This is a genomic window from Cognatundibacterium crateris, from assembly GCF_010078235.1.
Classification (GTDB): domain Bacteria; phylum Pseudomonadota; class Gammaproteobacteria; order Burkholderiales; family Burkholderiaceae_D; genus Undibacterium; species Undibacterium crateris.
On sequence record NZ_JAABOS010000010.1, the window covers coordinates 113,770 to 126,089 of the forward strand.

General features: G+C 51.5%; 10 protein-coding genes. 4 read left to right on the forward strand and 6 right to left on the reverse strand.

Annotation, left to right across the window (positions count from 1 at the left end):
- The first annotated feature begins 405 nt into the window (after positions 1-405).
- A complete protein-coding gene (locus EYB48_RS16920) occupies positions 406-1,014 on the forward strand; it encodes a hypothetical protein (RefSeq protein WP_162021558.1) in 609 nt (202 codons plus the stop codon).
- A gap of 28 nt (positions 1,015-1,042) precedes the next feature.
- Entirely contained in the window at positions 1,043-1,717 is a 675-nt protein-coding gene (locus EYB48_RS16925; protein WP_162021559.1) for a hypothetical protein, read from the forward strand.
- A gap of 362 nt (positions 1,718-2,079) precedes the next feature.
- Here EYB48_RS16925 and EYB48_RS16930 read toward each other — a convergent pair whose 3' ends face one another.
- Together EYB48_RS16930 and EYB48_RS16935 are read right to left on the reverse strand one after the other, a co-directional pair.
- Entirely contained in the window at positions 2,080-3,270 is a 1,191-nt protein-coding gene (locus EYB48_RS16930) for an acetylornithine transaminase (protein WP_162021560.1), read from the reverse strand.
- Positions 3,271-3,561: 291 nt separating this feature from the next.
- The gene (locus EYB48_RS16935; RefSeq protein WP_162021561.1) at positions 3,562-4,587 is read right to left on the reverse strand and encodes a CDP-6-deoxy-delta-3,4-glucoseen reductase; all 1,026 of its coding nucleotides are present in this window, start codon (positions 4,585-4,587) and stop codon (positions 3,562-3,564) included.
- 12 nt (positions 4,588-4,599) lie between these two features.
- Between EYB48_RS16935 and EYB48_RS16940 the strand changes: the two genes are divergently transcribed.
- Entirely contained in the window at positions 4,600-5,493 is an 894-nt protein-coding gene (locus EYB48_RS16940; RefSeq protein WP_162021562.1) for an SDR family oxidoreductase, read from the forward strand.
- A gap of 25 nt (positions 5,494-5,518) precedes the next feature.
- On the opposite strand, the gene EYB48_RS16945 is transcribed toward EYB48_RS16940, so the two are convergent.
- The 4 genes from EYB48_RS16945 to EYB48_RS16960 form a co-directional block, all read right to left on the reverse strand.
- Positions 5,519-8,209, reverse strand: coding sequence for a CHASE domain-containing protein (locus EYB48_RS16945; RefSeq protein WP_162021563.1), 2,691 nt, complete (start codon positions 8,207-8,209; stop codon positions 5,519-5,521).
- 24 nt (positions 8,210-8,233) lie between these two features.
- Entirely contained in the window at positions 8,234-10,015 is a 1,782-nt protein-coding gene (gene tfpB, locus EYB48_RS16950) for a type IV pilus assembly ATPase TfpB (protein ID WP_162021564.1), read from the reverse strand.
- A 31-nt stretch (positions 10,016-10,046) separates the two neighbouring features.
- Positions 10,047-10,862: a spermine/spermidine synthase domain-containing protein gene (locus EYB48_RS16955; protein ID WP_202927820.1), complete on the reverse strand. Its 816-nt coding sequence runs from the start codon at positions 10,860-10,862 to the stop codon at positions 10,047-10,049.
- 95 nt (positions 10,863-10,957) lie between these two features.
- Complete coding sequence (locus tag EYB48_RS16960; protein WP_162021566.1) at positions 10,958-11,467, reverse strand: DNA-deoxyinosine glycosylase; 510 nt, start codon at positions 11,465-11,467, stop codon at positions 10,958-10,960.
- Positions 11,468-11,707: 240 nt separating this feature from the next.
- On the opposite strand from EYB48_RS16960, the gene EYB48_RS16965 reads away from it, so the two are divergent.
- Positions 11,708-12,166 (forward strand): outer membrane lipoprotein, encoded by a 459-nt coding sequence (locus EYB48_RS16965; protein ID WP_162021603.1) that lies wholly within the window; start codon positions 11,708-11,710, stop codon positions 12,164-12,166.
- Positions 12,167-12,320 lie beyond the last annotated feature (154 nt).

Consider the following 12,320-nt stretch of genomic DNA (forward strand, 5'->3'; position numbering starts at 1 on the left):
ACGGCCCGCAGCAAGCAACCGCTCACCGGCAACGGCGAGCGGTTTTTTTGTCACCGGCTTTCTGCCTGCGGCAGCAGAGCCACACAAAAGGCCAGGGAAGCAGCCAAACCGCGCAAAATTGTCATCAATGCGGAGTTCAGCATAGCGATTTGTCAGCAGTCGTTATAAAGTCTTGGTTTGACGAATGTGTAAATAAAGATAACTGCACAGCACTATGGGATGCATCTGTTGCGCCGTGTGCACCAGGTGATTCCACCTTACGGTGCTACACAAAACCAGATTCCTGTGCCTTCAATTGATGACATAACTTCCTTGCTTGACTACGCTGATCACTTTATAGACGGAGAGATGGAAATGGTATTTACAGCAGAAGTCCCTTAAGTACAATTGGCACTAGGAAATAGTGTGCATTCATCTACAGCTAAAGTGCGGGATCCCAATCTGATGGAGACTTGTCGGGATGTGGGCAATCAGGAGCGTCATGTGGGCTCTGCGGTAAATAACTTTGTTGTTGGAGGGGCGGCACTTACAGCGCTCGGATATAAGTGGAGTGAGAAATTAGGTGGTTATGATGTTCTTCAGAGTTTGAGGGACAATTCAAAATTATATATAGTTAACCTACCAAAACATGGTGTGGTTTACCAAACGGATAGTGATAAAACACATTTTCTGGTTTCATACAAAGCCGACGCCGAATATGTGGGTCAAGACAGTTTTACAATTGGCTTCGATACCTTCGCGAGATCTGGAAAACCGGTAACAATCAAAGTGAAATTTAACTTGGCAGTCATGGAGAGGATCGGTGAAAATCCACAAAAATGCGAAAGCATGACGTTTAGTTCATTATCAACTTCGAACCCTTATTTTTCACGGTTCTTGCCAGTTCAATTCAAACATCTTATTGACAATTCTGTCAGCGAAAACACAGGCACAGCTACCACCGCTCAAATCATGCTGGACACCAACGCAGCAAGGCCACGGCTGGTTCAGCGACAAAGCTTTAAGGTGGAATGAATTAGTCGGGTACAAAGGGAATCATCTTTTGTGCCGTATAGGCCAAGGGATTCCGCCTTACCGTGTCGCCATCAAAACATCGCAACATATTGAATCCGCGACCTCGGTTTCAAATAACTCTCAAGCAAGCAATTCAGAACTTGTAACCAGTTTAAAAGAGGATGACATGCTCAAAACATTATCCGCAGCAGCACTGGCTTTCATGTTTTCTGGTTCGGCTGAAGCTGCGAAGCAGCGCCCTTACATCGAGCCGGCAAAGGTAAATGCGCGAACTATAGGCAGTTGCGAATTGTATGACCCCGAGATGAGAGACTGGCATCCAAATACGCTGAATCCGCTGAGCGCTATTGACGATTATGTAGCGTCTTATCAGAAGGCTTTTTTAAAGGAGTTGAAACCTGACGACTATTCTTTGAAATACGTCGAACAGCCAAAGAATGGCATCATTAGATCAGAAGAACCACTGACTCAAGATAGCTGGCCGCTGGATTACTATGTGCCACTGAACGGTTTCAAAGGGAATGATCGTTATGTCGCTGAGCTTACGGTTAAGGGTGTTAAATTCAAGGTCGTAGGCTATATCCGGCCATCAGCGGATATCATGTCAGGTTACAGTGTCGTTTGTCATCGCTTAGGCTTGCCGAGCACGGCCTGGAAAATTGCCGATGCGGCGGATAAGACCAAAAGACGGAATGAATTGTAGGGCGTCATGGATTTCGTCTAAGCCCCTTACCGTGTTACCGCCTTGGTACCGCCAACTTCAATCAAGCTACGCAAACAGAAACCAGAGCACAAAAATCACCCAAAAACATCATAAATGCGGCATTCGGCATAGTCATCTGGAAATTGTCTGCAGAAAGTAAGGCTCTCTGAAAATAGGAAGTGACGATATTTGCATAGACTTGATGCTGGCGCAGGCGATGGATACGGGCAATCGGGCAGGGTATTGCGGTGTTCGTCAGGTCTGAAAAGCAAACTAGCCATGCGTGTGCATGGCTAGTTTGTTTGGCGCATAGGGCAGGCGTCGTTACGGTGACGCTGCCTGTTCTGAAACTATCCGTGTGATCAGCCTTTGATGTCGCGCAGGATGGCTTTGAGGCTGCTCAGCATCAGGTCCAGTTCTTCGCGGGTTACGTTCAGGGCTGGCATGAAGCGCAGCAGGTCAGGGCGTGGGGAGTTCAGCAGCAGGCCGACCGGTTCCAGATTGCGGGCTTTTTCCACGATTTCTGCGCCGATGTTGTCACCCAGTTTCAGCGCGCGCAGCAAGCCTTCGCCGCGTTCGCCTTGCAGGCCAAATTCTTCCGACAGTTTGATCAGTTCCGCGCTCAGGTAAGCGGCTTTTTGTTTGACTTCATCCAGGAAACCCGGTTTGGTCAGTTCTTTGAGCACGGCGATACCAACCGCTGTCATCAGTGGCGCGCCATTGTAGGTGCCGCCCTGATCACCTGGTACGAAGCAGGCGACTGCTTCGCGGCACAGCAGTGCGCCGAGTGGAACGCCGCCGCCTATGCCTTTCGCCAGGGTCATGATGTCTGGTTCGATACCGGACAACTGATAGCCAAACAATTCGCCGGTGCGGCCCATGCCAGTCTGTACTTCATCCACGATCAGCAGGATGCCGTGCTTCTGGGTTAAGGCGCGCAGTTGCTGCATGAATTCGCGGCTGGCCGGTATCACACCGCCTTCGCCTTGTACTGGTTCCAGCATGACGGCGACGGTTTTATCGCTGATCAGTTTTTCGACTGAAGCGATGTCATTCAGATCGGCTTTCGGGAAGCCAGACACTTGCGGTGCGAACAAAGTATCCCAGCCCGGTTTGCCGGAAGCTGACATGGTTGCCAGGGTGCGGCCGTGGAAACCATGATCAAAAGTGATGATTTCAAATGCGCCGTTTTTATTCAGCTGACCCCATTTACGCGCCAGTTTGATTGCGCCTTCATTGGCTTCGGCACCGCTGTTGGTGAAGAATACGCGGTCGAAGCAGGATTGCTGGGTCAGCATGGTCGCCAGTTCTACCATAGGCGCATTGTAGAAAGCTGGTGAAGGATTCAGCAGTTTTTTAGACTGGCTGACCAGGGCTTCGTGTATCACAGCCGGGCTGTGGCCCAGACAGTTCACCGCCCAACCTTGCAAATAGTCCAGATAGCGTTTGCCGGTATGATCGGTCAGCCACATGCCGCTGCCTTCAGTAAAAACGATTTCCGGGCGCGGCGTGATGTACATCAGAGAATTTACGTTGTACTGACTGAATTCCATTCTGGACTCCTGTGATCAAGCAAGGGTGGATAAAAAATTAAATATGAACAGAAAAACAAAAAGCCACAGGGGCGGCCTGTGGCTTTGGTCTGGTGCTGCACGCTCATTTGACGCGCAGGTACACTAACACATCCGCCCAGGCTCGCAGAGCGAGCGGCGACGTCGCACGATATTTGGTGAGGACATGTCAGCAGAAATTTTCATAAAACGGATAGTAGGACTTTTTGCGCACTGCGTCAAAATAAATTTCCACCCGTTTCAGAATTTTTTCTGCTTACCTGTTTCCTGCACTCAGCCGGCCAGATCGGCTTCGGAGGTAAACGAGTCGGCATAGAACTCATCGGCGGGCAACTGGCATTGCGCACTGAAATCACGTTTTGCAGATTCCACTACCACTGGCGCACCGCAGGCATAGACCTGATAGCCCGACATATCCGCCACATCGGCGATCACCGCCTGATGTACAAAGCCGCTGCGGCCGCTCCAGTTGTCTTCTGCCTGCGCATCTGAAATTACAGGGATGTAGCGGAAATGCGGCAGCCTGGCAGCCCATTCCTGGCACAGCGCATCCATGTATAAATCAGCCGGACGGCGGCCGCCCCAGTACAGGCTGACCGGGCGGGTCGAACCGGTGTGGATCAGTTGTTCCATCAAGGCTTTGATCGGTGCGAAGCCAGTGCCGGAAGCCAGCAGGATAATTGGCTTGTCACTGTCTTCTCGCAGGAAGAAGCTGCCTTGCGGGCCTTCAAAGCGCAGGATGTCGCGCTCTTTCATGCTGCTGAATACCTGGTCGGTGAACACACCACCCGGCATGTGACGGATATGCAGCGTGATCTGTTCTGCATCATGCGGCGCATTGGCCATACTATAGCTGCGGCGTTTGCCGTCACGCAGCAGGAATTCAATATATTGACCAGCGCGATAATTGAGTTTTTCATTGGCAGGCAATTGCAGCGCAACCAGCATCACATCGTGCGACAGTTTTTCCAGACGGGCGACGCGGGTCGGCAGTTTCTTGACCGGATAGTCGCCATCGCTCACAATTTCACGCGCTTCTATGGTCAGATCGCTTTGCGGTTTGGCGCAGCAGAACAGCGCCATGCCAGCCGCTTCTTCGGTATCAGGCAGCGCGCGTTGCTGGTGGTTGCCATGAACAACGCTGCCGCTGCTGACCTTACCTTTACAGGAGCCACAGGCACCATTTTTACAACCATAAGGCAGGATGAGGCCAGCACGCAGTGCTGCATTGAGTACGGTTTCATCTGCTTCGCAGCTAAATTGACGACCACTCGGGGTCACGGTTACTTGAAAAGTCATACAATCCTGTGCATGAAAAAACAGTTTAAAAAAATCGGCAAGCCACGCTTGCTCATTATCGGGTGTGGCGATGTCGGCATGCGGCTGTTACCGCTGCTGCGCGAACGTTTCCGTGTATTTGCCCTGACCAGCCAGCCAGCGCGGGCAGCTGAATTGCGTGCTGCCGGTGCTATTCCTGTGATTGGTAATCTGGATCAGCCCGCCAGTTTGCACCGTCTTAAAGGGCTGGCACAGTGGCTGGTGCACCTGGCGCCACCCAAAGCGGAGGGCGAAATGGATAGCCGCACCCGGAATCTGGCCGCCATTTTACCTGACAAGTGCCGCCTTGTTTATGTCAGCACCACCGGCGTATATGGGGATTGTGGCGGCGCTGAGTTTGATGAATGCCGTCCGGTGGCGCCGCAGAATGCGCGTGCGATACGCCGGGTTGCGGCTGAAAACCTGCTCAGGGATTGGGCGCGTGCTTCACAGTCCCGGCTCTCCATTCTGCGTGTGCCTGGCATATATGCGGCAGACCGGCTGCCGCTGGAACGTTTGCGCAAGGGCTCGCCAGCTCTGACTGAGACGGAAGATGTGTACACCAATCATATTCATGCCGATGATCTGGCCAGTTTGATACGCCTGGCATTGTTCCGTGCCAAACCCTCCCGTGTCTACCATGCGGTGGATGACAGCGATCTGAAAATGGCGGACTACTTTGATTTAGTGGCTGATCAGTTCAGCTTACCAAAAGCACCACGATTGACGCGTGCTGAACTGATGCAGCAGGTCTCGCCGGTGCAACTGAGTTTTATGTCGGAATCGCGGCGACTTAAGAATCTGCGTATCCGGTGCGAACTGGGGATGCACCTGCGCTATCCGGATGTGCAGGCCGGTGTGGCAGCGGCACGGGCTGAGCTGGCATGAAGCTGCTTTACTCGTTCTGCAGCATTCATATTTTTGGATTGCGCTGATCAGGCGGTGGTATCAGCGGCAGTAATAGGTAAAACAAGGAGCCATGACCTTCTTCGCTCTTAAAGCCAATTTTTCCGCCCATTTTTTCTATCATGGTTTTACTCAGACTCAGACCCAGACCGGTGCCTGCATATTTGCGGGCTGAGTTGGCCTCTGCCTGGGTGAATTTCTGGAAAATACTGGATTTGAAATCGTCAGAAATACCGATGCCATAGTCTTGCACTTCCACCTTAATCCAGTCGCCACGGACTGACAGACGCACATCGACCTGGGCTTTTTTGCCGGAAAATTTAATCGCATTCGACAGCAAGTTGGACAGCACCTGTACAAAGCGCTGGGCATCCACATGCACCCATAAGTCCGGTATTTGTTGTTTTGCCAGTTCCAGGTTGACATGGAAATTCTCGGCATAGCCTTGGTTGGCTTCGATAGACTGATTGACCAGATGCTGCAATACGTGGTCTTCGGGATGAAACTGCATGCCACCATATTCCAGTTTTTCAAAATCCAGAATATCGTTGATCAGCGAGGTCAGCCTGACCGCGTTGTCATTGGCCATATCCAATAATTTTTGTGCCTGCTCAGGGATGTTTGGCGCTACCACACCTTTGAGCAAACCCAGTGCGCCACGGATTGAGGTTAACGGGGTACGCAATTCATGCGACACCGCCGATACGAACTCACTTTTTAATTTATCCGCCCGCTTGATTTCGCTCAGGTCATGCAGGATGATGACCAGCAAAGTCTGGGTGCCCAAGCTGACCCGCGTCATCGCCAGCTCCAGCGGAATATCGTCGCCAGAACGTTGTCTGGCGCGGATTTCCACCCGGTTCGCTTTGGGCATAGTCGATGTGTTTTCCATGCTTGTGATCGCATCGATATGTTGATGCAGTGTCTTTTGCGCGCATTCTTCCGGAAACAGACTGAATAACTGACGTCCCTTCAGACTACCGGGCGGAAAATGAAACAAGGCTTCGGCAGAGGGGTTGGCAGACTGTATCAGCCCGGCCGTATTACACGTCAATATGCCCTCGGCTGCATGATCCAGTATCGAACTCAGGCGTTCTTCGCTTTCATGCAACTCCGCTGTTCTTTGTTTCACCAGGGTTTCCACGTTATAGGTGTGGGCGCTGGTCATGAGCAGATAAGCACCAAATAAGCCGGTGAACAAGAGCCCGCCTACCATCGCACTCCAGGTCACCCAGGAGATGTGCGTCTTCCAGTACAGAGGTGAAGCCTGAACCAGAAAGGCATATTGTTTGCCGCCGAAATGGATGGTGGACTGAAATTGAAAGGCTGGGTCAGACGCGCCTATGGTGTCGATAAATACCCCATTCGATACCGGATAAGACAGATCATAGAATTTGATCAGCATATCGTTTTTTTCCTGAGGGCTCAGCGTTTCCTGAATCATGTCGGCTACCCGGAACATGCCGGCCGCGACGCCGTCAAAGGCTTCCCGCCGTTCTGTTGGCGTAGAGATGGCATGTCCACGCAAATAGACAGGCACATACAGCATGACCACTTTCTGACCACGCTCATCCAGCATGGGGTCGGTCGCTGTGATTTGATTGGTGTCGCGTGCGTCTTCAATTGCGTTGCGGTGCCGCGTCACGGACCCGAGGTCAAATCCGGCCAGATCAGGCGGGCTGTTGTAGGGTTGCAGATAGCGCATGGGGAAATACTCATCCCTGTCTCTGACCGGGCGGTAACGCTCGTTGTCATCTTTTTCAGTCATTCGAAATGTGGGATAACCTTCCGACGCGACGCTGCGCTCAAACTCTGATTTTTGTGCATGCCTGACCAGTGGTACCCAGGTCAGCAGACCTATGGCTGGATTTCCTCTGAGTGCATGTTGTACAAATGTCGCAAATTCCTCGCGCTCCACATGTCTGGAGCTCGAAAACAAGCGCTCTATATTGTCCATGACGTCCGCATTGCTGTTGAGCCTGTTTTGTATATTCTGGCTCATACGCTGGGCTTCCAGACGGAACTCAAGTTGCTGCTTTTGGGTTTCACGTTCACGGATAAACAGAAAGGCTACCAGTACCACCAACAAACACAGACTGAGTGGAACCAGCACATTGAAACGCCGTGAGCGCCACAGGGCGGCAGGGCGCGCAAACAGCACCAGCACCAGTGGGGTAGTGGTAATCACACCCAGCACATCACCGACCCACCACACCAGCCAACTGCTATCGGCTTCCGCACTGCTCAGACGTCCCATCAGGCGCAGTGCTGTGACACCCATTGCACTGCTGATGAGTGAAACGACGACGGTACAGAGGAAGAAGTAAAAAATATCGCGGTTGCTATCCAATACCAGACGCTCCTTGAGCGCATGGAGTATCAGGCGCTGCGCGGCAGCTGCCTGAAATACAGCGATACCCGCCAGTATCAGCGCCAACGAGACGGAGTCTATGCTCAGTCCCGTGCTCTGGCCGAAACTCAGTGACAGATGAAACAGGACTTGTCCGGCAAAAATAGCCGGTAACATGCGCTCGCCAAACGATAGCACCAGTCCAAATGCAATCCCTGCGGCAGGAAACAGCGCGGTTGAATAGCCAGGCGGGATTGCCAGCAACATACCCAGTCTGCCTGCGACAAAATACACCGTCGTTGCTAGCAATAGCGGCAATAGTATAGTCTGGGAGAATGACTTGGGCATAGCAATCTGTTCAGATGGCAGCGTTTAGACGAGTGATGAAGTCACTTTCAGGACTTCCTCCGCAGTTGTGAGTCCTTCTATAATTTTTTCAGCGCCGGCTATGCGTAAGGGCTTCATACCATCCCGTATGCTTTGTTGACGCAGGGCATGAATATCCGCATTTTCGGTAATCAGTTTGCTGAAAGGCAACGTGACTGTCAATAGTTCGTATAAACCAGTTCGTCCTAAATAGCCAGTCTGGCGACATTCCGGGCAGCCAACCGGGCGATAAATGGTTGCAGGTTTTTGCAGCGCCCATTCTTCGGTCAGTGAAGCCCAGACCGGATCGGTGATACTGCCGTCCGGCGCTTTGCAGTGCACACACAGGGTGCGCACCAGCCGTTGCGCCAATATGCCTATGATGGTCGCTTCCAGCAGATAGTAGGGGACACCCAGCTCCAGCAGACGCATGATGGCGGAGGGCGCATCATTGGTATGCAGCGTAGACAGGACCAAATGACCGGTCAGCGCAGCCTGGACTGCCATTTCCGCTGTTTTCAGATCGCGGATCTCACCGACCATGATGATATCCGGGTCCTGACGCATCAGCGCCCGTATGCCATCGGAGAAATCGAGATCAAGCGCAGACTGTACCTGCATCTGATTGAAACTGCCTTCCACCATTTCTATCGGGTCTTCGACTGTGCAGACATTGACGTCCGGCGTCGCCAGCGCCTTCAGCGTGGTGTACAGCGTAGTGGTTTTACCCGATCCGGTCGGTCCTGTAACCAGAATAATGCCGTGCGGTTTCGCCGTCAGATGATCCCAGCGTTTTGCATCTTCCGGCGGAAAGCCCAGTTCCGGCAAGGTTTTGACTACGACTTCCGGATCAAAAATACGCATCACCATTTTTTCGCCGAACACAGTAGGTAAAGTCGATAAACGCAATTCGACTTCCTGCCCTGCGGCGGTGCGGGTTTTGATGCGGCCATCCTGTGGGCGGCGTTTTTCAATTACATCGATACGGCCCAATAATTTGATACGCGCAATCATCGCGATCATGACCGTTGCCGGCACCTGATATACCTGGTGCAGTACACCATCTATGCGGAAGCGGATGACCGCCAATTCCCGCTTGGGCTCCAGATGGATATCAGACGCGCGCTGATCAAACGCAAATTGCCACAACCAGTCCACGATATTGATGATGTGCTGGTCATTCGCATCCACTTGCTTATTGGATTTGCCCAGCTCGACCAGTTGTTCCAGATTCTGGCGTAAGCCCAGATCATTGCCATTCGATTTGCGTGCGTCTTTAATCGACTTGGCAAGTGAAAAAAACTGGCCTATGTATTGTGAAATATCGAGCGGATTGGCAAACACCAGACGGATGTCTTTGCGCGATATCCTGGCGATTTCATCCTGCCATTCACGGTTGTAAGGATCTGTGGTGGCGACCACCACGGTATTGCCGGATAACTCCACCGGTAAAATATTGAAACGGGTTGCATAGGTGGCAGACATCACTTCTGAGACCGACGTGAAATCTATCTTCAGCGGATCGATCCGGTAAAACGGCAGATGGACTTTACGTGCCGTCCATTCTGTCAGCCAGTCCAGCGTCAGCAAGGCGTGGGGCGCTTTTGCAGACACAATTTTGCATTGGGCAGCAGCGGTCAACGCATGCATGGCCGATGGCGCATTTTTCAGTATGCCTTGCGCCTCATTGAATTTTTGCTTGGCATCTTCTTTCTGTATCAGGCCATCTGCCATCAACCAGGTGAAAATCTGCTGCAAATTCAGCTGCCGTTCCGGATTCGTTTTCATGACTGTTTATGGTTTCAGTGTTTAGCCGGTCTTAACCCGGATCAGCCGCAGCTTTCAAACCATTTACCCAGGATTTCGCTGGTAATTTAGTCTGTGCTTTGATCTCATTGGCACGCTCATACAGTGCTGTGAAGTCCAGCTCCGGCTTTTGTTTGAATGCGATAGCGACCACGTTCCCATCATGTACTTCAGGCAGACACATGACGCAATCGAAGGCGAAGCGCAGCGCTTTTAAATTCCGCTTGTAACTAGGATGCTCACCAAATAAATTCACCGTCAGAATGCCGTCGTCTTTCAGGCAGGCGGCGCAAGCCTGGTAAAACTCAGCTGTATCAAGTACAGGTCCCTTCGCTGTGGCGTCATACAGATCTACCTGTAAGGCATCGAAGCAAGCGTGGTTATTGCTGTCATTCACAAAATCCAGTGCATCCATTTCCAATACCTGCAGACGGTCATCATTGGCCGGCAGCTTGAACATGCTCTCACAAATACTGATTACGGCTGGATTGAGTTCTACAGCGGTCACCTGCAGTTCAGGAAACTGGCGATAACAGAATTTAGTCAGTGCGCCGGTACCCAGCCCGAGCTGGACCACATGGACAGGCGCTTTGTTGAATAACATCCACGTCATCATTTGTTGCGCATATTCAAGCTCTATCGCATCTGGCTTACGTATACGCATTGCACCCTGCACCCATTCGGTACCAAAGTGCAGAAAGCGCACGCCATCCAGTTCCGATAAGGTGACCGGCGCATATTTCGGTTTGCGGGGCGCTTTTTTTATCGCTGCTTTGGGACCTGAACGCAGATTGGCTTCTGCTTCGATTGATTTTCTTTTAATTAACATAAGGGTAATTAGACGTGTTCCTGTGTTGCTATGTTCACGCTGCATGTTGTTGCAGGGAATTCTTGTTATACATTGTGCCAGAAGCAGGCGATAAGTCAGGAAAATTGTGCATCAAAACGTAATAATTGCTGCCATACCGACAATTTCTTTTCGAAACTCCAGCTTGCGTTAGCTGGCGAGGAGGAGGGCAGGATCAGGGTCTGAAAACCTTGTTGCTGGAAATGAGTTTGAATTTTTGCCGCAACTTTCCCGTTGAACCCTATCCTTTGCAGACTTGGGAATTGATCCTGTAACGCAGAAAAATCATTCAGCTGACCCATACGTATCGCACTGTCAAGGCTGCCTTCGCGGTAGCAGGATGCGTAGATATCCCACAGTCCTATGCCATGTGCCAGTAAGGCATCTGTCCTTTGTTGGTAGGGCAGTGCGCGCAGATCTTCATTGAGCATCGCTGACAGCAGACGCCAGAATTGATTTTGTGGATGGGCATAATATTGCCCCGCCTGCAGTGAGGCGATACCGGGAAAGCTGCCCAGTATCATGGTATGCGTTTGCGCATTAATCAGGGGTGGAAAGCCTTGCAGCTCGGATTGGACGGATGTCATTTCTGTGTTTGCGATTACGGAGAAAATCAAGGGTAGGGCGAAAGCTTGCCGCTGGGTATTTTATAGACAAAACAGTGCAGTAAAGTGCGATGGTACGCCAGGTCTGAAAATTTAAGACTATGGCGAATTCATTAGATGTATGCTGCGGGAGTCAACTATGCTGTCAACGTGAGCGCGATACTCTACGTTGTAACAGAGTGAACAGCGTGATGTTAATGAAACGGATAAAAGGAGTGCATGATGAAAAAATTTGTTGCCCTGAGTTTGATTACTTCGGTTGCTTTATTGAGTGCCTGTGCAAGCCCATCTAATTCCGGCAGTGTCTACCGTGCGAGCCAGACTCAGAATGAGCAAAGCGTGCGCATGGGCGTGGTTGAGTCTGTGCGTGAAGTGATGATAGAAAAAGGCCAGAGCGGTGTTGGTACCGCCGCTGGCGCTGCTTTAGGCGGCATTGCTGCGGGTTCCAGTATAGGTGGTGGAAACGGCGCAGTTGCTGCAGGTATCGTTGGTGCAATTGCTGGCGGGCTGATCGGTCAGAAGGTTGAAGGAAATATGAACCAGAAACGCGGCCTGGAAATTACGGTACGCCTGGACAGTGGAGAAATGAAAGCGATCGTACAGGAAGCCGACGAGTTTTTCCGTGCCGGTGAACGCGTGCGTTTGTTATCCAATGGACGCACCACCCGCGTCACCCACTGAATACGGCTCTGGTAGTTTGATGTTTTGACTGAGGTTCTGACAAAAAACAGCGAGCGGCTGTTTTTTGTCTTTTCACTGTTTACCGCAATTCGTAGAGAACCTCACGATAGACTGGAATGATGTAGCTGCGATCAATTCAGTGCTCCAAGTCTAC

Excerpts from the sequence above, each read along its gene's own strand:
- EYB48_RS16930 (WP_162021560.1), bottom strand. The coding sequence starts at position 3,270 with ATGGAATTCAGTCAGTACAACGTAAATTCTCTGATGTACATCACGCCG.
- EYB48_RS16935 (WP_162021561.1), bottom strand. The coding sequence starts at position 4,587 with ATGACTTTTCAAGTAACCGTGACCCCGAGTGGTCGTCAATTTAGCTGC.
- EYB48_RS16940 (WP_162021562.1), top strand. The coding sequence starts at position 4,600 with ATGAAAAAACAGTTTAAAAAAATCGGCAAGCCACGCTTGCTCATTATC.
- EYB48_RS16945 (WP_162021563.1), bottom strand. The coding sequence starts at position 8,209 with ATGCCCAAGTCATTCTCCCAGACTATACTATTGCCGCTATTGCTAGCA.
- tfpB (WP_162021564.1), bottom strand. The coding sequence starts at position 10,015 with ATGAAAACGAATCCGGAACGGCAGCTGAATTTGCAGCAGATTTTCACC.
- EYB48_RS16955 (WP_202927820.1), bottom strand. The coding sequence starts at position 10,862 with ATGTTAATTAAAAGAAAATCAATCGAAGCAGAAGCCAATCTGCGTTCA.
- EYB48_RS16960 (WP_162021566.1), bottom strand. The coding sequence starts at position 11,467 with ATGACATCCGTCCAATCCGAGCTGCAAGGCTTTCCACCCCTGATTAAT.
- EYB48_RS16965 (WP_162021603.1), top strand. The coding sequence starts at position 11,708 with ATGAAAAAATTTGTTGCCCTGAGTTTGATTACTTCGGTTGCTTTATTG.